Below are 19557 nucleotides of genomic sequence, written 5' to 3' on the forward strand. Positions count from 1 at the left end.
GCGACTGAGCCGCTGCGCGACGGGGGAGTGACGTCGGTCCATCACGGGCACCGCCCGCAACGAAATCTCGTAGGGAGCGAACTCGTTTGTTCGGCACGTTGACAGCACGCCTCGGGGTGGCCGCCCAGAGTGCGCTACTGGTACTGGCCTACCTGGTCATGCTCGTCGGTGGCGTATTCGGTTGGATCGGCCTGTTCGCCGTCGCCGGATTGGCCGCCATCATCGGCGAGTTCGCCGTCGCCCGCTGGTCACCGCCCTCGCAACTGCTGTTGGAGAAGGTGGGCCTGCACTGGTCGTACCGGCAGCTGACCCGCGACCTCGCCGCCGTGTTGCTGGTCGTCGCCGAGGTGCGGCTCAGCGGCGGCGAGCTGACCCTTCTGCTGGTGCTGCCGGCCGCGGTGTGGGTCGTGTCGGTCTTCGCGGGTGCGCTCTCCACCATGATCGAGCGGCGTAACCCGCTCTCCGCCATGGTGCGCAACATCGAGCTGGGTCCACTGTCCAGCGCCCCCCAGCCGCCCGCCTGGGCGGCGGCGGTCGCCGGTGATCGGATGCCCCTGCTCAACCTGCTGCTGGTGCCGGCCGGCGTGGCCGCCGCGGTGCAGCACGATCCCACGCCGTTCTTCGCGGCCGGCGCGGTGGCGGTCGTGGCGACGGGTCTGGTGGGCGCCATCATCGCGCTGACCTGGCTGCGGGGTCGGGGCAGCGGGCAGGGTCCGTTGCTGCCGGCGGTCCAGCGCTGGATGGACAACTACAAGCCGGAGGTGGCGCTCTACTTCGCCGGCCCCGCCAAGGACGTCTACCAGGCGAACATGTGGCTCGCCCCGACCGAGGCGCTCCAGCAGCGCGCGGTGGTGCTGATGCGCAGCCGGGAAGCGTTCCTCGAGCTGGCCGACACCCGGCTGCCGGTGATCTGCGTACCGGCCGGCGTCGACTTCATGAACCTCGACCTCGGCGGCATCCGCGCGGCGCTCTACGCCGCGAACGTCGGCGCGAACATCCACATGCTCCGCGAGCCGGGTACGAAGCACGTCTTCGTCGGGCACGGCGACAGCGACAAGCAGGCCAGCGTCAACCCCTACAGCAAGGTGTACGACGAGGTCTGGGTCGCCGGCCTGGCCGGCCGGGAGCGCTACGCGCGGGCCGGCGTGGGGGTGCTCGACTCGGACATCGTCGAGATCGGCCGGCCGCAGCTCGCCGGGGTGCACACCTTCGGCGCCGAGTCGGTGGACCGGCCGTTCACAGTGCTCTACGCGCCCACCTGGGAGGGGTGGCTCGACGACGACCCGTACCACACCTCACTGGTGCTGATGGGTGAGCGGATCGTCAAGGGGCTGCTCGCCACGAATCCCCGACTGCGCCTGATCTACAAGCCGCACCCGCTCACCGGGTCGCGGTCCAAGGCGGCGAAGGCCGTGCACGAGCGGATCGTCACGGCGATCCGCACGGCCGGCGGCAACGCGGACGCGTCCTCCCTGGACGGCACCGAGCACCTGGTGGTCACCGGCCGCACGCCGGCGTTGTTCGACTGCTTCAACCAGACCGACCTGCTGATCAGCGACGTGTCCAGTGTGGTGTCCGACTTCGTGCAGAGCCAGCGGCCGTACGTGGTGGCCAACCCGGCCGGCCTGTCCGAGGACGATTTCCGCCGCGAGTACCCGACGGCGCGGGCCGCGTACCTGCTCTCCAAGGACTGCGGCGAGCTGGAGAAGATCGTGTCGGTCACCCGGGCCGGTGACGACCCGATGACCGAGGCCCGCCGGGAGCTGAAGACCTACCTGCTCGGCCCGGCCGAGGCGAACCCGATGGACCGCTTCCAGCAGGAGATCGAGCGGCTCTGCCGCTGATCCCCGCCGCTACGACATCGCGCCCGACCCGACACTGTCGGGTCGGGCGCGTCCGTGTCAGCCGGTGGGACGGCCACCGGGTCGGCCGCGTCCGTGTCGGCCGGTGGGGCGGGCACCGGGTCAGCGCAACAGGGCGGCCACCGCGTCGGCGACCGGAACGTCCGCCGGCAACGCCCGCGCCGCCACCACCGCCGCGACCGGCAGCGGGCCGTACACGTGCGGGAAGAGCTGCCCGCCGCGCGACGGCTCCCAGCGCAGCGCGTCGCCCAGCCGCTCCTCCTCGACGCTGAGCATTGTCAACCCGGTCGCCCCGGTGAAATACCGTCGCGCCGTCTCGACCACCTGGTCGGCGCCGGAGAGATGGATGAACCCGTCCTGCCGGTCCACCGCGGAGCCGGTGAAGGCGCCGGCGGCGAGGGCGTCGTCCCATTCGGCGCTCGACAGCAGTTTGTAGATCACCACAGCAGCGTACGGGGCGGTGGTCGGCGCGCCCGCCCGGTTTTCGCCGGTACCGCCGCGCCCGTCGCCTCCCGCCGGGCATGCTCAGGTCAAGGGCCGCGGAGGGATGGGCGATGCAGAGCTACGACGACGACTGGACCGACAGCCAGCGCGCGCTGTACGACGAGTGTTACCGGGCCGGCGGTGAGTGGGCCGAGGACCCGGACACCCCGTCCGAGGACGTGCAGTACGTGATCAACCTGGCGGAGGCGGACGACGACGCCTTCCAGGACGCCGAGATCGACTACCCGCCCCTGGTCGACGCGGTCACCCAGGCCGGCGGGGTCAGCGTCACCAGCGTGCCGGCCAGCCACGAGGATCCGGGTTTCCGCGGCTTCACCGACGGCGTCCGGGACGCCACCGCCGACGACACCTTCGGCCTTTAGGGCGGGTGGGCGGCCTCCCGGTCCGCGCGCACTTCTGCCACCATTCGCAGAACAGCGCTGCGAGGGACGGGGGCACGGGTGCGGATCCTGCTGGTGGAGGACGACCGCCGGGTGGCCGCCGCGCTGTCGTCCGCCCTCACCCGCCGGGGGTACGAGGTCGAGCACGCCGCGACCGTCGCCGCCGCGCTCTCCGCCGCACCCTGTGACCTGGTGCTGCTCGACCTGACCCTGCCCGACGGGGACGGCACGGACCTGTGCCGGGAGCTGCGCCGGCGCAGCAGCCAGCTCGGCATCATCGCGGTGACCGCCCGGGGTGAGGAACGTGACCGGGTGCTGGGTCTGCGCCTGGGCGCCGACGACTACGTGGTCAAGCCGTTCTCGATGGTGGAGTTGCAGGCCCGGATCGAGGCGGTGTTGCGCCGCGCCGCGAACGCCGCGCCCGAGCGGCACCTCATCGAGGCTGGACCGGTCCGCATCGACGTGGCCGCGCGGACGGTGACCGTCGAGGGCCGTGCGGTCACGTTGACGCGCAAGGAGTTCGACGTGCTGCTCTCGCTGGCCCGCCAGCCCGGGGTGGCGGTGCCCCGCGATCGGATCCTGCTCGACGCCTGGGGCACCACCTGGGCCGACCGGCACACCGTCGAGGTGCATGTCGGGTCGCTGCGCGGCAAGCTCGGCGACGCCCGCCTGGTGGAGACCGTACGCGGCGTCGGCTACCGGCTGCGCGACTCGTGAGGAGCTGACGTGCGCCGTCGCCTGGTGATCAGCTATCTGCTGCTGATGGTCCTCGTCCTCATCGCGTTGGAGACACCACTGGCCGCCACCATGGCCAGCCGCGAGACCGAACGGGTCCGCGCCGACCGGCTCGCCGACGCGACCCGGTTCGCCTCGCTGGCCGGACCGGCGTTGCGTGATGGCGGGCCCGGCCCGATCGAGTCGGAGCTGACCAGCTACGACGACCTGTACGCGATCAGCGCCGCGATCGTCGACCGGGACCGGAACATCCCGGTCTCGTCGCCGGGTTGGCAGGCCAGCCCGGGGACCGCGACGGTGCTGGACGTCGCCCTGTCCGGGCAGCAGACCAGCGCCCCCGAGTCGGTCTGGCCCTGGACGACCGACCCCGTGGTGGTGGCCGTACCGATCAACGACGGCGGTGAGGTGCTCGGGGCGGTGGTGATAGTGACCCCTGCCGGCTCGATCCGCCGAGCCGTCGTCTCGTGGTGGCTGCTGCTCGCCCTGGCCGGTCTGCTCGCCGTGCTGGCCTGCGTGCTCACCGCGTTCGGGCTGGCCGGTTGGGTGCTGCGCCCGGTCACCGAACTGGACGCGGTCACCCATGAGATCGCCGAGGGCGACCGGGGCGCCCGGGTGCAGCACCGGCTGGGCCCGCCGGAGCTGCGCCGCCTGGCGGCCAGCTTCAACCACATGGCCGACGTGGTCTCCGACGTGATGGACCGGCAGCGTGCCTTCGTCGCCCACGCCAGCCACCAGCTGCGCAACCCGCTCACCGCGCTGCGGCTGCGGGTGGAGGAGTTGGGACCCAGTCTCACCGACCCCGACGGTCGGTCCGAGCACCGGCTGGCCCTGGTGGAGACCGACCGGCTCGCGCTGGTGCTCGACGCGTTGCTGACCCTCGCTCGGGCGGAACGGGAGGAGAACGAGCGCGTCACGGTGGACGCCGCCGCGGTGGCCGCCTCCCGGGTGGCCGCGTGGGCGCCGCTGGCCCGGCACCGGTCGGTCGCGTTGCGGCTGGCCACTACCGACGCCCCGGCGTACGCGCAGACCGTGCCGACCGCCGTCGACCAGGCGCTGGACGCCCTCATCGACAACGCGGTGAAGTTCAGCGGGGCGGGCGGGGCGGTGACGGTGACGGTGGCCCGTCGCGACGGCGGGGTGGCGCTGGAGGTCCGCGACTCGGGCCCCGGCATGACCGAGAGTCAGCTCGGCCAGGCGACCGAGCGGTTCTGGCGGGCCCCGGACGCGCAGAATGTGGACGGCGCGGGGCTCGGTCTGACCATCGCCGCCGTGCTGGTGGACGCCTCGGACGGGCGGCTCACCATGCGCCCGGGGGAGTCGCGGGGGCTGATCGCCGCCCTGTGGTTCCCGACGCCGGCCCTTCCCGTGGAGTCGGCGGTGGAGGAACCGACCGCCGACCTGCGACCCTCCCCGGCGCGGTGAGGCTCGGCCGTCACGGTTTGGTGGCGCGGTACCAGGATGCGGCGCCGGGGTGCAGCGACAGCGGCGCGGTGACGATCGCCGAGCGGGGGCTCATCCGTCCCGCCGCCGGATGGGCGGCGGCCAGCTCGGCCCGGCGTTCCATCAGCAGCCGGGTCACCTCACGGACCAACGGCTCCGGCAGGTCGGCCCGGACGATCAGGTAGTTCGGGTCGGCCACGGTGGTCACCGCATCCACCCCGTACACCGAGCGGGGGATGTCGCGGGAGACGTAGACCTGGCCGTACCGTGAGCGCAGCGGCTCGGTCCACTCGCTGAGGTCAACGATCCGAATGGCGCTGGCCTCGGCCAACTCCTCGATGCCCCGGACCGGCAACCCGCCGGAGAAGAAGAACGCGTCGATCCGCCCGGAGCGCAGCGCCGCCACCGAGTCGTCCAGTCCGAGCCGTTCCCGGCGCACCTCGTCACCACCGAGGCGGGCCACCTCCAGCAGCCGGGTCGCGGTGATCTCGGTGCCCGAGCCGGCCGCGCCGACGGAGACTCGCCGGCCGCGTAGGTCGGCGACGGTGCGGACCGGGCCGCCGCTCGTGGTGACCAGGTGCAGTTGGTCGTCGTACACCCGGGCGACCGCGTCGACAGCGGGGCTTCCCGCCGTGCTGGTGGGCAGCACATCGGCCTGGGTGAAGCCCAGCTCGGCCCCGCCGGAGCCGACGAGTTGGACGTTCTCCGCCGAGGCGGCGGTGATCACCACGCTGGCCCGTACGTCGGGGAGTTCCCGGTTGAGGATGGCTGCCAGGGACCGCCCGAACGCGTAGTAGACAGCGGTGGGGCTGCCGGTGGCGATCCGGATCGACGTCGGCTCGGTCGGGGCGTCCCGGCAGCTGGCGATGGCCAGGTTCGCGATCAGCAGCACCGTCGACAGGGCGGCCAGGCCGGCGCGGCGGGACGAGGTACGACTCACGCGGTGCACTGTGCGCCGTCGGGCGGGTGCGCGCAAGCCCGCGTCGGCGATGCGCCGGACGGTCGGGACCCGATCAGCAGGCCGCGCGACCTGCCGGCGCCACGCCCACGCCCCGTGCCGACGCCGGGGTCGTCCCGCGCTCCGTCGCCGTCCCGGGTTCCGCCATCGGGCCGCGCGCCGGCTCCAACGCCGCGCTGCGCAGGATCCGCTGCCGGTCCGGGCCGTCGGCCACGCTGACCAGGAAGCAACCGGTGCCGGGGCGGAGCCGGGCCGGTACGTCGAGCACGGCCGCTCCCCGGATCAGCACCGCGGCCAGTTCCCGGTCGGTGAGCCGGACACCGAGGATGTGCCGCCGGACGTGCCGCCCGGCGGCCAGCAACGCCGAGCGCCAGGCTGCCTCCGCCAGGCGGGTCACCAACCGCCTGCGGGCCGGTGAGGCGCCGGGCAGCGGCCCGCCGAGCAGCTCGCGTCGCCCCTGCCACCAGCCCGCGTCCAACATCCGGGTGTACGCGCCCTGGTGCTCCCGGGGCACCCACAGTCGGTGCAGCTCATAGCGGCGACGCAGGCCGCCGACGGCCACCTCGTGGGTGACCGGGATGTCCAGCCGGTTGAGCAGTTGCCGCATCCGCTGCGCGGCGTCCTCCCGGTTGAACTCCACCCCGGCGGTGTGCTCGGCCCGGACCGTGCTGGGCCGGGCGGCCGTCGGTGGTGGTGTGCAGCGCAGCAGGCAGGCAGCCTCGAACGCGTCGCCCAGGGTCAGCCAGCCCAACGGGGACGGGGTGGTCGGGGTGTGCGGCCGGTCGAGCAGGGCGGGTTCGTGGGTCAACGAAGGCTCCCTTGTCGGAGTCTGGGTTGCCCTACCCTGGCCCCTGCCACGTCGTTACGGAACTCCTCCGGCCCAGCCTTGAGCAAATCTTGCGGCTGCGGTGCCGCTAGAGGTCGGTGACCACCAGATCCACCTGCCGCATCCGCCCGGGAACGGCGGGCTGCTCCACCACTGTGTGCTTCAGCTCCCGCAGCGTGCCAATCAGCTCCGCGGCGGTGCGCGGCCGGGCGCCGGCGACGAGCAGGTCCCGGACCAGCCGCCCCTTGGTCGCCTTGTTGAAGTGGCTGACCACCGAGCGGACCGGCACGCCGTCGACCTCCCGCTCGTGCAGCACCCGCACGGTGACAGTGCGCTCGGCCAGCTCACCGCGCGGCGTCCAGGTGGCCGCGTACGCGCCGGAGCGCAGGTCCAGTACCGGGCCGCGCCCGGCGGCGCCGTCCACCGTCGGCGTCAGCTCCCTGCGCCAGTACGTCGACAGCGCCCCGACGTCGGGCAGGCGGGCGCCGATCGGGCAGCGGTACGGCGGAATCCGGTCGGCCAACCGGACCGCGCCCCACAGCCCGGAGCTGATCAGGATCGACCGGCGGGCCGCCCGCAGCGCCGTGGCCGGCAACGAGGCCAGGTCCAACGCCTCGTAGAGCACCCCGGTGTAGAGCCGCTCGGCCGGTGCGGTGGCCGCCTCCCGCAGCCGGGCGTTGCGCCGCAGTTCGCTCCGCTGGCCCTCGCTGAGGCCGAGCGCCGCCCGCGCGGCCTCCTCGTCCGGCCCGGCGCTCAGCGCCACCAGGGCGTCCAGCACCCGCTCGCGGGCCGGGTTCAGCTCGGGCAGCGAGAGCCGCTCCGGGGTCCAACGCCGTCCGGTGCCGGCGTCGGCCTTCCCCTCCGAGGGCGGCAACAGGATGAGCATGGGTCTCCTCGACGGGCGAAACGGCGGCGCCCCACGCGCCGGCCCGGCCAGCGTACGACCAGCCCCTACCGCCAGGGCCGCACCGGGGTGTCGGGGTGGTACACGCGATAGCCGCCGACCTCCCGCACCGGCGCGGCGTCGGCCCGGTCGGCGAGTAGCCTCCGCAACCGCCGGTCCATCGGCGAGTCGATCTCCACCACGTAGCCCGGCCGCTCGGCCCGCCCCACCTGCCGCCAGTACGGTCGGTAGCGGTTCTGCCCCGGTGACAGGTTCCCGTCGAGCACCCCGCAGACCACCGACTCGTCCGTGTTGAAGATCAACCGGTTGCAGGTCCAGTAGTCCCCGTACACCTCATGGGGTCCGTCGGCGCGCAGCGCGGCGGCCAGCTCCCGGGCCTGGCGTTCCTCGGTCCGCGACGCCGCGGTGCCGGTGGCCGCGAACAGCACGGTGATCACCAGGGTGGTCACTGTCAGCGCGGCCAGCACCGCGGCGGACAGCGCGCCGGTGAATCGCCCCAGCACGCTGCTGGTGCCCCGCCAGGCGGTCAACGCCGCCACCCAGAGCGGCCAGAGCACCGCCGGCAACGACAGTTGCAGCACCGACAGGTAGCGGGCGTTGTCCAGCGGGCTGGTCGCGGCGAGCGGACTGCGCACGTACGACAGCAGTGTCAACGCCGCGCCGACGACCAGCGCGAGCTGCACGACCGGCCCGACCCGAGCCCCACGTAGCCCGCCGGCCCCGCGTCCGACCCGCTCCGCACGCGGGGCCCCGGCGGCGCGCCGGTACGCGAGCACAGCGAGTGCCGCGGCGGCCAGCAGCAGCACCGGGTACAACAGACCGAACCACTGCTGCCAGCGTCCGCAACCGTCCACCGGGCAGAGCCCGTGCGCCAACGGCACGCCCTCCAGCAAGCCGCCCCGGATCCGGTCGGACCACGGCGGCTGCGGGCCGACCTTGGTGCTGACCTGCCGGAACACCGACAGCGAGTCGTCACCGGGTCCGGCCCGCAGGTTGTCGATGATCATCGGGGCGACGCCGACGACCACCCCCGCCACCAGCAGCAGACCGGACCAGCCGAGCAGCTCCCGCCGTACCGCCCAGACCAGGGCCAACCCGGCGACAGCGAGGTACGGCAGGATCAGCCAGTCCGACCAGACGGCCAGCCCGACGAGCAGCCCGAACAGGCCGACCGCCAACCGACGGCGGTGGACCGTGCCGGCGGCCAGCCCCACGGTGATCAGCAGCATCAGCAGCACCGCCGGCTTCACCTCCGGCCGCCCGCCGACGACGGTGAGCTGGTCGCGCACCACCCGCTCCGGCCCGAGCGCGAGCAGACCCACAACGAAGGCGGCGAACCACGGGGTGCAGAGGCGGCGGGTCAACCGGTGGATCAGGTAGAGGAAGACCGCGTACAGCGCGAGCATCGGCAGGCGCAGCACCGGCCAGCTCGGCCCGGCCACCGCCACCAGGGGAGCGGCCAGGTATGACTCCAACATCCCCATGTAGTGCTGGCCGTAGAGGAAGACCGGGCGTTCCCTGCCCTGCCCGATGTGCAGCGCGGCGAGACCGAACGTCGCCTCGTCGCTGTTCGACACCGGCACCGTGAACAGCGTCAGGACCAGCCGGTAGACGACACCGGCGAGCCCGAACAGCAGCGCGGCGAGCGCCGGTCGATCGAGTCGCGGGCGCCATCGCCCACGGTGCTGCTCTGGATGCGACACGACCAACGCCCCCGTCGTCGTCCCGACCGGAGTGTTTCACGTTCGGTCGGGCCGCCGAGGCCGATCGGCGCAGCCCGGTGGGGCTGGGTCGGCCACACGGTGACCGGGCCGGATCGGCGCGGCCCGGGTTGGCTCGCGTGGCCGTGGCTGTCGACGTGTGGCAGGGTTGGCGCGTGCCACCCACTCCCGCCGGCCAACTGGCCGTTCCGAACCTGCACCGGGCCGCGCGGATCGAGGACGCCGTGCACCAGCTCGTCGAGCGCCGGCTGCGGCGCACCGGCTGGCGGGTCAACATCGTCGCGTACACCGGCTATGGCGCGCCGGGTTGGGTGCGGGTGATGTGTCGGGTGCTGCTGGGCCGTCCGGACACCCGTCAGCGGGGTCGGCTCGACAAGGTTCGCGGCTGGCGCAGCTTCACGACGTTGCCCAACAAGCACGTCACGGTGACCATCGAGGCCGGCGGGGTGCGACACGAGACGCGGGCCGACCGCAGCGGCTTCGTCGACACGCTGGTCGAGGCGGACCTGCCGCCCGGTTGGGGTACGGTCCGGCTCAGCGTCCCGGACGCCGAGCCGGTCGACGCCCCGGTGCGCATCCTCGACCCGGAGGTCAAGTTCGGCATCATCTCCGACATCGACGACACGGTGATGGTGACCGCGCTGCCCCGGCCGCTGCTCGCCGCATGGAACACGTTCGTGCTCGACGAGCACGCCCGCAACGCGGTGCCCGGCATGGCGGTGCTCTACGAGCGGCTGGTCACCGCGCACCCCGGCGCACCGGTCTTCTACCTCTCCACCGGCGCCTGGAACGTGGCCCCGACCCTGACCCGCTTCCTGTCCCGCCACCTCTACCCGGCCGGGCCGCTGCTGCTCACCGACTGGGGCCCGACCGCCGACCGCTGGTTCCGCAGCGGCATGGAACACAAGCGGTCCACCCTGGCCCGGCTGGCCAAGGAGTTTCCCGACGTGCGCTGGCTGCTCGTCGGCGACGACGGCCAGCACGACCAGGAGATCTACCGTGAGTTCGCCGCCGCCCACCCGGAGAACGTCGCCGGGGTGGCGATCCGCCGCCTCTCTCCGACCCAGTCCGTGCTGGCCGGCACCCTGCCCGCCCCCGCCGGCCGACCGTCGTCGGGGCCGGTGGGGCAGAAGTGGCTGTCCGCCCCGGACGGCGCCGGCCTCTGGCAACTGCTCCGCGACGCCGGCCTGGTCTGATCCTCTGACGCCGACGGCCCCAACGGCGCCTCGCGCCAGGACCGGCCCCGTGGGCGTCCCGTCCTGAACGGTCAGCGGCTGACTTCGCAGAGTGAAAGCTGTGAAGAATACTTGCGTGGCAGTCCTGTAGCACTGAACATACTTTCGTGCGTGTCGACTTTCATCGATCCCTTCCCGGGCTGGCGCTGGTAGCGGCGCTGACGCTCGGCGCGGCCCACCCCACTGCCGCATCTCCCTCCCCAACCACGCCGCCGGGCACCGTGCCGGTGGCCGCCCAGGCAGCCTGCGTGACAGATCCGGCCACCCCGAAACGGCAGTTCCGGGGCATGTGGATCGCCAGCGTGGCCAACATCGACTGGCCCAGCCGCACCGGCCTCACCGCCGCCGCCCAACAGGCGGAGTACCGGGGTTGGCTCGACCTGGCCAAGCAGCGTCGGATGAACGCCGTCGTCGTGCAGGTCCGTCCCGCCGCCGACGCCTTCTGGCCGTCGACGTACGAGCCGTGGTCGCAGTGGCTCACCGGAACCCAGGGAGGCAATCCCGGCTACGACCCGATGGCCTTCATGGTGGCCGAGGCGCACGCCCGCGACCTGGAGTTCCACGCCTGGTTCAACCCGTACCGGGTCGCGACCCACACCGACCTGACCAAGCTGGCCGCCAGCCACCCGGCCCGCACGAACCCGGGCTGGGCGGTCGCCTACAACGGCCAGCTCTACTACAACCCCGGCATCCCCGCCGTCCGGGCCTTCGTGCAGACCGCGATGATGGACGCCGTCAGCCGCTACGACATCGACGCGGTGCACTGGGACGACTACTTCTACCCGTACCCGGGCAGCGGTGGGGGCTTCCCCGACCAGGCCACGTACGCCCAGTACGGCGCCGGCTTCAGCACCATCGCCGACTGGCGGCGCAACAACGTCAACCTGCTGGTGCAGGAGATGAGTGCCAAGATCCGGGCGGCGAAACCGTGGGTGAAGCTCGGCGTGAGCCCGTTCGGCATCTGGCGCAACGCCGGCACCGACCCGCTCGGCTCGCGCACCACCGGCCTCCAGTCGTACGACGCGATCTACGCCGACACCCGACGGTGGGTGAAGCAGGGTTGGATCGACTACATCGCCCCGCAGATCTACTGGCAGATCGGCCACCCCGCGGCCGACTACGCGGAATTGGTCCGCTGGTGGTCGGAGACCGTCAACGGGACCACAGTGCAGTTGCTCGTCGGGCAGGCCACCTACCGCGCCGGGGCCTCCGGGCAGGATGCCGCCTGGCAGGACCCGGCCGAACTCACCGACCATCTGACCCTCAACCGCGCCTACCCCCGGATCCTCGGCGACATCCACTTCAGCGCCAAGGACGTACGCGCCGACCGCATCGGTGCCGTCTCCCGGCTGACGACCGACCACTACCGCCGGCCCGCCCTGGCACCGGCCGGGGTGGGCGGTGCCGCGCCCGCCGCGCCGAACCTCACCTCGGCGGTACGCGGCACCGGCGGCGTGACGCTGAACTGGCAGCGTGGCACCGCCGGCAGCACGGCCTCGTACGCCGTGTACCGACTGCCCGGCGACGGCTCGGTCGACCCCTGCGACCTGGCCGATGCCCGCAACCTGCTCGGCACGGCGCGTGCCGCAGGCAGCACCGGGACGTTCACCGACGCCACCGCCGCAGCCGGCTCGACCTACCGGTACCTGGTGACTGCCCTGGACCGGCTGCACCACGAGAGCCCGGCCAGCAACGCGCGGGTGGTCACCGGCACCGGCGGCACGTTCAGCGTGATCGTGGACAACACCACCACTGGTGGCTTCACCGCCGCCGCCACCTGGGGCACCTCGTCGTACCTCACCACGCGGTACGGCACGAACTACCGGTTCGCCGAGCCGCAGGCGGTCAGTGACCCGGCCTGGTTCAGCGCGACGCTGCCCGCCGCCGGCTCGTACCGGGTCGAGGTCTGGTACCCGGCCGATCCCGGCTACAACAGCGCCACGCCGCACCTGGTGGCCACCGCGAACGGGACCGTGACGGCCTCCGTCGACCAGCGCAGCGGCGGCGGCCAGTGGCGGGTGCTGGGCACCTACGACTTCGCCGCGGGGACGCGCCAGGTCGTCGGGGTCAGCCGCTGGACCAGCACGACCGGGTACGTCGTCGCCGACGCCGTCCGGATCACCCGGCTCTGAGCCCGCGCCGTTCCCCCGAGGCGTCTCGACGTCTCGGGGGAACGGTCCCGCTCACCCGTCAGTCGCGGCGGAGCCAGACGGCACCCAGCGGGGGAACCTGGAGGGCGGCCGAGGCGACCATCCCGTGCCACGGCACGTCCTCGGCCCGTACCTCACCCAGGTTGCCCACCCCGGAGCCGCCGTAGTGGTGCGCGTCGGTGTTGAGCACCTCGGTCCACGTCCCGCCGGCCGGCAGGCCGACCCGGTAGTCGTGCAGCGGCTGGGCGGAGAAGTTCGCCACGCACACCAGCGTCGAGCCGTCCGGGGCGATCCGGACGAACGACACGGTGTTGTTGGCGACGTCGTCGCCGGCGATCCAGCGGAAGCCCGCCGGCTCGGTGTCCTGTGCCCAGAGCGCAGGAGTCTCCCGGTACACCCGGTTGAGGTCACCGACGAGTCGTTGCACACCGGCGCGGGCCGGGTCGTGGAGCAGGTACCAGTCGAGGCCGCGCTCCTCGCTCCACTCCCGGTCGTCGGCCATCTCGGAGCCCATGAAGAGCAGTTGCTTGCCGGGGTGCGCCCACATGTACGCCAGCAGCGCGCGCACGTTCGCCAGCCGCTGCCAGGTGTCGCCGGGCATCTTGCCGGCCAGTGAGCCCTTGCCGTGCACCACCTCGTCGTGGCTGATCGGCAGCACGTAGTTCTCGCTCCAGGCGTACGCCAGGGAGAAGGTGAGCTGGTGGTGGTGGTGCTGGCGGTAGATCGGGTCCTTCGAGGTGTAGAGCAGGGTGTCGTGCATCCAGCCCATGTTCCACTTGAACCCGAAGCCCAGCCCGCCCTCGGCGGTGGGGCGGGTGACCCCCGGCCAGGCGGTGGACTCTTCGGCGATCATGACGACGCCGGCGTGGTGCTTGTAGACCGTCGCGTTCACCTCCTGCATGAACGCGATGGCCTCCAGGTTCTCCCGGCCGCCGTACTTGTTGGGGGCCCACTCGCCGTGGTTACGGGAGTAGTCCAGGTAGAGCATGGAGGCGACCGCGTCGACCCGCAGCCCGTCGACGTGGAACTGGTCGCACCAGTAGAGCGCGTTGGCGACGAGGAAGTTGCGGACCTCGTTGCGGCCGAAGTCGAAGACGTACGTGCCCCAGTCGGGGTGCTCGCCGCGCCGCGGGTCGGGGTGCTCGTAGAGCGGGGTGCCGTCGAACCGCGCGAGGGCCCACTCGTCCTTCGGGAAGTGCGCGGGCACCCAGTCCAGGAGTACGCCGATGCCGGCCTCGTGCAGCCGGTCCACCAGGTACCGGAACTCGTCCGGGTCACCGAACCGGGAGGTCGGCGCGTAGTAGCCGGTCACCTGGTAGCCCCAGGAGCCGCCGAACGGGTGCTCCATCACGGGCAGGAACTCCACGTGCGTGAAGCCCAGCTCGGTGACGTACGCGGTGAGCTGCTCGGCCAACTCGCGGTAGCCCAGGCCGGGCCGCCACGAGCCGAGGTGCACCTCGTAGACGCTCATCGGTTCCTGGTGCGGCTGCCGCTCGGCCCGCCGGGCCAGCCAGTCCGCGTCGTTCCACCGGTACGTCGAGTGGTGCACCACCGAGGCGGTGGCCGGCGGCACCTCGGCGTACGCCGCGAGCGGGTCGGCCTTGTCCCGCCACTGCCCGTCGGCGCCCAACACCCGGTACTTGTAGCGGGCGCCGACCCGGGCGTTGGGGACGAACAGCTCCCACACCCCGCTGGACCCGAGCGACCGCATCGGCCAGCCGTCGTCGGGGCCCCAGCCGGTGAAGTCGCCGATCACCCGCACCCCATGGGCATTGGGTGCCCAGACGCTGAACGCCACGCCCTCGTCGAAGACCCGGGCGCCGAGCGCCTCCCACAGTCGCTCGTGCCGGCCCTCGCGGATCAGGTGCAGGTCCAGCTCACCGAGGGTCGGCGGGTAGCGGTACGGGTCGTCGTGGGCGGTCCCGTCGACCTCCACCCGGTAGTCGAGCACCGTGCCGTCGACCTGTGCCTCGAAGACGCCCACGTCGTGCACCCGCTTCATCGGGTGCCGCTCGTCGCCGACGAGCAGCGCGACGTCGCCAGCGCCTCGGCGCATCGTGCGGATCGTCGTCGAGCCGTCGGCGGGGTGCGCGCCGAGCAGCGCGTGCGGGTCGTGCGTCGCGCCGGAGATCAGCTGGTCCATCGGTCGTCCTTCGGGGCGGCGTCGGTCGGTGCGGAGGCGGGCGGGCGGGGCTTCGCCGAGCGGGCAGCGGACGAGCGGGTCGCAGCCGAGCGGGGGTCGGACGGGCGAGGGGCGGACGGGCGGGCCGTTGTCGGGCTCGCGCTGTCCGTCGGCGCCGGGGTCGTCGGCGCGGTGCCGCCGGACAGCTCCGCCGGGACGTCGGCGACGGCGAGTTTCGCCGGTTCGACGCCGGCGGGATCCGGCGCGGCGGGTGCGACCGGGCGGCGCACTGTCAGCACGTGCGCGGGTTGCAGGTACGGGTCGAGGCGCACCGCGTTGCGCTGACCCCAGTCGTAACTCGTGCCGGTCACCTCGTCGTACACGGTGAACCGCTCATGCCAGTCGAAACCGAGCGCCGGCATGTCGAGCGTCGTGTTGCCCCACTGCACGGCGCGCGGGTCGAACGAGCAGATCACGATGACCGTGTTGCCGGTCTCCGGGTCGTGCTTCGACCAGCAGAGCAGCGCCGGGTTGTCGATCTCGTGGAAGCGCAGGTTGCGGAGCTGGTGCAGGGCCGGGTTGTCCCGGCGTACCCGGTTGAGGGTGGTCAGGAACGGTGCCAGCGAACGGCCCTGCGCCTCCGCTGCGGCCCAGTCCCGGGGTCGCAGCTCGTACTTCTCGTTGTCCAGGTACTCCTCGGCGCCCGGCCGGGCCACGTGCTCGAACAGCTCGTAGCCCGCGTACAGGCCCCAGGAGGGGGAGAGCAGCGCGGCCAGCACCGCCCGGATCTTGAACATCGGCGGGCCGCCGTGCTGCAACGACTCGTGCAGGATGTCCGGGGTGTTCGGCCAGAAGTTCGGCCGCATGTAGTCGGCCGCCTCGATCAACTCCTCGCAGTACGCCCGCATCTCGGCTGCCGTCGTGCGCCAGGTGAAATAGGTGTACGACTGAGTGAAGCCGACCTTGCCGAGGCCGTGCATGATCGCCGGCCGGGTGAACGCCTCGGCCAGGAACAGCACGTCCTCATCGACCGCCTTGACCTCGGCGATCAGCCAGTGCCAGAAGTCGAACGGCTTGGTGTGCGGGTTGTCCACCCGGAAGATCCGGATGCCCTCGCCGACCCAGTGCAGCACCACCCGCAGCACCTCGGCCCGGATGCCCTCCGGGTCGTTGTCGAAGTTGACCGGGTAGATGTCCTGGTACTTCTTCGGCGGGTTCTCCGCGTACGCGATGCTGCCGTCCGCGCGGGTGGTGAACCACTCCGGGTGTTCGGTGACCCACGGGTGGTCCGGCGCGCACTGCAACGCCAGGTCCATCGCCACTTCCAGGCCCTGTGCCGCCGCCGCCTGGATGAAGGCCCGGAAGTCCGCCGGCGTACCCAGGTCGGGGTGGATCGTGTCGTGGCCGCCCTCGGCGGCGCCGATCGCCCACGGTGAGCCCACGTCGGTCGGCCCGGCGGTGAGCGCGTTGTTCGGGCCCTTGCGGTTGACCCGGCCGATCGGGTGGATCGGCGGCAGGTAGAGCACGTCGAAGCCCATCGCGGCCACCCCTGGCAGCCGCTCGGTGGCGGTCGCGAAGGTGCCGGACCGCCCGCCCACCGCTCCTTCGGAGCGGGGGAAGAACTCGTACCAGGCCGAGTAGAGCGCCCGCTTGCGGTCAACCCAGATCGAGTACGTGTCACCGGCGGTGACCAGCTCCCGCACCGGGTGCTCCCAGAGCAGGTCGGCCAGGGCCAGCGCCGGGCCGACCCGCTGGGCCAGCGGCAGGTCGGTGTCGACCAGCGCGGTGAGCGCATCGGCGACCCGGGGCCGGTCGGCGGCCGGCACGAGGCCCCGGGCGGCGGCGAGGACCCGAGCGCCCTCGGCCAGGTCGTTGGCCAGGTCCTCCGGCCCCTGCCCGGCGGCGATCTTCTTGGTCACTGCGTTCTGCCAGGTCAGGTACGGGTCCTGGAACGCCTCGACGGAGAAGGTCCACGAGCCGACGGCGTCCGGTGCGATGGTGGCGTGCCAGCGGTCCTGGCCGGGCTCGCCGGGGCGCATCCGGGTGAACGGCCGGCTCGCGCCGTCCGGCCCAGCCCACACCACGTTGCAGCCCAGCGCGTCGTGCCCCTCCCGGTAGGCGCGCGCCGACACCGGAACCGGCTCGTCGACCACCGCCTTGGCCGGGTATCGCCCGCACGAGACGACGGGGGAGACGTCTTCGATCGGGAACCGTCCAGTCACCCCGCCAACCTACTGCGCGAGATCCGTTCGCGCGCGGCCAAGCCGTCGTCGCCGAGTAAGGAGCCGACAAGTGCGTCCAGTCCCGCGTGCCACCGAGCTTCGGGCCAGTCGCGCAGGTGTTCGACCAGGTCGCTGCGGACGGCGGCGAGCAGGGCGTGGGCCAGGTAGTCCGCCGACTGCGGGCCGCGTGCCTCCGCGACGAGGACGGCGAGCAGGGCGTGCCAGTGGTCGTACGCCTCATTGCGGTACGGACTGCCGCCCCCGGCGCTCTCCAGCGCCAGCGTGAGCACCCGGTTGTCGAGCTTGAAGCGCAGCATGGCCCGCAGCAGGTCGACGGCCTGTCCCGGACGACGAAAGGACGATCATGTCGAACAACCAGCTGCGCTACATCGCCGTCCTGACCATCCGCGACGGGCGGCTCGTGCACTATCGCGACTACTGGGATCCGATCGCCGCACAGGAACTGCTCGGTGGCGGCCTGGTGCGCTCATGATCCTGGTCATCGGTGGCACCGGAACCACCGGCCGCGTCGTCGCCGCCACACTCGCCGAGCGTGGTCACCCCACCCGGATCGCCAGCCGACGCCCCTCCCCGGGAGGCTTCCGCTTCGACTGGTACGACCCGACCACCCACCCGGACGCTCTGAGTGGTGTGCGCGCGATCTACGCCATCCCGCCGGTCGGCGAGGTCGACCCGGCACCGATCATGCTGCCCTTCCTTGACCGGGCACGCAGCGCCGGTGTCCACCGGGTGGTTCTGCTCAGCTCCTCGGCCATCGGGCCCGCCGACCACGGACTGGGCCTGGTGCACGCACGGTTGGGTGAGCTGTTCCCGGAATGGGCGGTTCTGCGGCCGTCCTGGTTCATGGAGAACTTCGTCAGTGAGCAGCCGCACGCCGTGACCGCCCGCGATCATGGCGAGATCGTCAGCGCCACCGGCGTCGGCAGGGTCGGCTTCGTCGACCCTGCCGACATCGCCGAGGTGGCGGTGCGGGCTCTCACTGACCCCACCCCGCACAACACCGACCACATCATCACGGGACCAGCGGCGCTGAGCTACGACGAGATCGCCGCCGTCCTCACCGAGGTTGGTGGCCGGCCGGTCAGACACCGTCCGATCGACGCGGCGGAACTCGCCGCACGCCACAGCGCGAACGGCATACCGCCGGACTTCGCCCGCTTCCTCGCGAGCCTGGACACGGCGATCGCGGCAGGCGCGGAGGACCGGACGACGTCGACCGTCGCGGACGTGACGGGTCGCACGCCACGATCCTTCCGGGACTTCTGCCGGGACCGCCTGAGCGGCGGCGGCCCGACACGAGTGGCTGGTGGCCGGTGAGGAATGGCGGTCGGACTCTCAGCGAACCGGGCCCGTTGCTCGCCTCGGCGGGTCGAGGCCTGGGGACGGACGTTGCGGTGAGCGTGATGACACAGGGGCATATTGATGACTCAGGGACATCACGCTCGCCGGGGTGTTTCCTCGCGCGGAGGTCACTCTCCGTTGCGCACCGGCGCAATGCGCGGAGGTGACGTAGCCTCCCGCCATGATCGAACGGGTGAGGGTCGCGGTTGTCGGGGTCGGTAACAACACGTCGGCACTGGTGCAGGGGCTGGCTCTCTACCGTCAGAGCGGCAGCCTGGTCGGAATCCGCAGGCCGACGATCGACGGGATCGGGGTGGGGGACATCGACATCGTGGCGGCCTTCGCCACCTCCGAGGAGAAGGTCGGTCGGGACCTGACCGAGGCGATCTTCCTGGCACCCAACAACTTCCCCCGGCTGGACTGCGGCCTGCCCACAGCGGGCGTGCCTGTCACGAAAGGCCTCGTCGCCGCGACCGAGGGGCCGCGGGTGGCGGCGGCACTGGCCGGCGCGGAGGTGCTGCTCTACTCGGCGCCCAGCGGCCGGCCGGAGATCGCCCAGGCGTACGCCGAGGCGGCCCACACGGCGGGCGTCGCATTCATCAACACCACCGCCGACCCGGTCGCCCGCGATCCACGCCGGATGGAGAGGTTCGAGGCGGCCGGTCTGCCGCTGCTCGGCGACGACCTGGCCAGCCAGTTCGGCACCTCGGTGCTGCACAAGGCGCTGCTGCGGCTGCTTGAGGAACGCGGCCTCACCCTGGTCAGCTCCTACCAGGTCAACCTGGGCGGCACCGAGGACTTCCGCAACCTGGTCGAGAACCCCGACACCAAGATGCGGTCCAAGCTCAACGCCTTGTCGGGGGCTGGCAGCGTTGAGGTGGCTCCGCTCGGCTACCTGCCGCATCTCGCGTCGCAGAAGGTGGCGCACCTCAACCTTGAGGCGCAGGGTTGGGGTGCGACAGCGGTGAGCCTCGACGTGAAGCTGAAGGTGCACGATCCGAGCGGGGCCGCCGGCGTCAACATCGACCTGATCCGCATCGCCGCGAGCGCGCTACGGGACGGGCGTGGTGGTCACTCTGCCGAGGCGACCTCGTTGTTCAAGTCGCCGCCCGGAACGGCGATCTGACGTCCGTCTC

General features: G+C 72.3%; 16 protein-coding genes and 1 pseudogene. 9 read left to right on the forward strand and 8 right to left on the reverse strand.

Features of this window, described 5'->3' with window-relative positions; genetic code table 11:
- The first annotated feature begins 86 nt into the window (after positions 1-86).
- A complete protein-coding gene (locus AB0B68_RS19605) occupies positions 87-1844 on the forward strand; it encodes a CDP-glycerol glycerophosphotransferase family protein (RefSeq protein WP_357261558.1) in 1758 nt (585 codons plus the stop codon).
- Positions 1845-1964: 120 nt separating this feature from the next.
- Here AB0B68_RS19605 and AB0B68_RS19610 read toward each other — a convergent pair whose 3' ends face one another.
- Complete coding sequence (locus AB0B68_RS19610) at positions 1965-2303, reverse strand: DUF952 domain-containing protein (protein ID WP_357261561.1); 339 nt, start codon at positions 2301-2303, stop codon at positions 1965-1967.
- Positions 2304-2416: 113 nt separating this feature from the next.
- Between AB0B68_RS19610 and AB0B68_RS19615 the strand changes: the two genes are divergently transcribed.
- The 3 genes from AB0B68_RS19615 to AB0B68_RS19625 all read left to right on the forward strand — a co-directional run bounded on the left by AB0B68_RS19615 (position 2417) and on the right by AB0B68_RS19625 (position 4903).
- Positions 2417-2728, forward strand: a complete 312-nt coding sequence (locus tag AB0B68_RS19615) for a hypothetical protein (RefSeq protein ID WP_355007115.1) — start codon at positions 2417-2419, stop codon at positions 2726-2728.
- Positions 2729-2806: 78 nt separating this feature from the next.
- Positions 2807-3463, forward strand: coding sequence for a response regulator transcription factor (locus tag AB0B68_RS19620; protein ID WP_357200340.1), 657 nt, complete (start codon positions 2807-2809; stop codon positions 3461-3463).
- 9 nt (positions 3464-3472) lie between these two features.
- Entirely contained in the window at positions 3473-4903 is a 1431-nt protein-coding gene (locus AB0B68_RS19625) for a HAMP domain-containing sensor histidine kinase (protein WP_357261564.1), read from the forward strand.
- Between the two features lie 10 nt (positions 4904-4913).
- Here AB0B68_RS19625 and AB0B68_RS19630 read toward each other — a convergent pair whose 3' ends face one another.
- From AB0B68_RS19630 to AB0B68_RS19645, 4 genes and pseudogenes are all read right to left on the reverse strand, one after another.
- Positions 4914-5870, reverse strand: coding sequence for a TAXI family TRAP transporter solute-binding subunit (locus AB0B68_RS19630; protein WP_357200346.1), 957 nt, complete (start codon positions 5868-5870; stop codon positions 4914-4916).
- Positions 5871-6057: 187 nt separating this feature from the next.
- A pseudogene (locus AB0B68_RS19635) lies at positions 6058-6687 on the reverse strand (hypothetical protein); the annotation flags it as partial.
- Between the two features lie 106 nt (positions 6688-6793).
- Positions 6794-7591, reverse strand: coding sequence for a peroxide stress protein YaaA (gene yaaA, locus AB0B68_RS19640; protein ID WP_357261568.1), 798 nt, complete (start codon positions 7589-7591; stop codon positions 6794-6796).
- 65 nt (positions 7592-7656) lie between these two features.
- Positions 7657-9312, reverse strand: coding sequence for a hypothetical protein (locus AB0B68_RS19645; RefSeq protein ID WP_357261571.1), 1656 nt, complete (start codon positions 9310-9312; stop codon positions 7657-7659).
- Positions 9313-9485: 173 nt separating this feature from the next.
- Between AB0B68_RS19645 and AB0B68_RS19650 the strand changes: the two genes are divergently transcribed.
- Positions 9486-10526: a phosphatase domain-containing protein gene (locus AB0B68_RS19650; protein ID WP_357200355.1), complete on the forward strand. Its 1041-nt coding sequence runs from the start codon at positions 9486-9488 to the stop codon at positions 10524-10526.
- 146 nt (positions 10527-10672) lie between these two features.
- Entirely contained in the window at positions 10673-12697 is a 2025-nt protein-coding gene (locus AB0B68_RS19655) for a family 10 glycosylhydrolase (RefSeq protein ID WP_357261574.1), read from the forward strand.
- A 58-nt stretch (positions 12698-12755) separates the two neighbouring features.
- Here AB0B68_RS19655 and glgB read toward each other — a convergent pair whose 3' ends face one another.
- Genes glgB through AB0B68_RS19670 form a run of 3 tightly spaced genes read right to left on the reverse strand, consistent with a single transcriptional unit; the run spans position 12756 to position 17376 of the window.
- A complete protein-coding gene (gene glgB / locus AB0B68_RS19660) occupies positions 12756-14858 on the reverse strand; it encodes a 1,4-alpha-glucan branching protein GlgB (RefSeq protein WP_357200361.1) in 2103 nt (700 codons plus the stop codon).
- Positions 14846-17059, reverse strand: a complete 2214-nt coding sequence (locus AB0B68_RS19665; RefSeq protein WP_357200364.1) for a maltotransferase domain-containing protein — start codon at positions 17057-17059, stop codon at positions 14846-14848. Before AB0B68_RS19665 ends, glgB begins: the two co-directional genes overlap by 13 nt.
- The gene (locus AB0B68_RS19670; protein ID WP_357200367.1) at positions 17056-17376 is read right to left on the reverse strand and encodes a hypothetical protein; all 321 of its coding nucleotides are present in this window, start codon (positions 17374-17376) and stop codon (positions 17056-17058) included. Before AB0B68_RS19670 ends, AB0B68_RS19665 begins: the two co-directional genes overlap by 4 nt.
- 47 nt (positions 17377-17423) lie before the next feature.
- On the opposite strand from AB0B68_RS19670, the gene AB0B68_RS19675 reads away from it, so the two are divergent.
- From AB0B68_RS19675 to AB0B68_RS19685, 3 genes are all read left to right on the forward strand, one after another.
- Complete coding sequence (locus AB0B68_RS19675; protein WP_357200370.1) at positions 17424-17552, forward strand: hypothetical protein; 129 nt, start codon at positions 17424-17426, stop codon at positions 17550-17552.
- Positions 17549-18397 (forward strand): ergot alkaloid biosynthesis protein, encoded by an 849-nt coding sequence (locus AB0B68_RS19680; protein ID WP_357261577.1) that lies wholly within the window; start codon positions 17549-17551, stop codon positions 18395-18397. The genes AB0B68_RS19675 and AB0B68_RS19680 overlap by 4 nt, the downstream gene beginning before the upstream one ends.
- 205 nt (positions 18398-18602) lie before the next feature.
- On the forward strand, positions 18603-19547 hold the full coding sequence (locus AB0B68_RS19685) for an inositol-3-phosphate synthase (RefSeq protein WP_357261580.1): 945 nt from the start codon (positions 18603-18605) through the stop codon (positions 19545-19547).
- Positions 19548-19557: the final 10 nt, after the last annotated feature.

This window comes from Micromonospora sp. NPDC049049 (assembly GCF_040649115.1).
In the GTDB taxonomy this organism is placed as follows: Bacteria; Actinomycetota; Actinomycetes; order Mycobacteriales; family Micromonosporaceae; genus Micromonospora.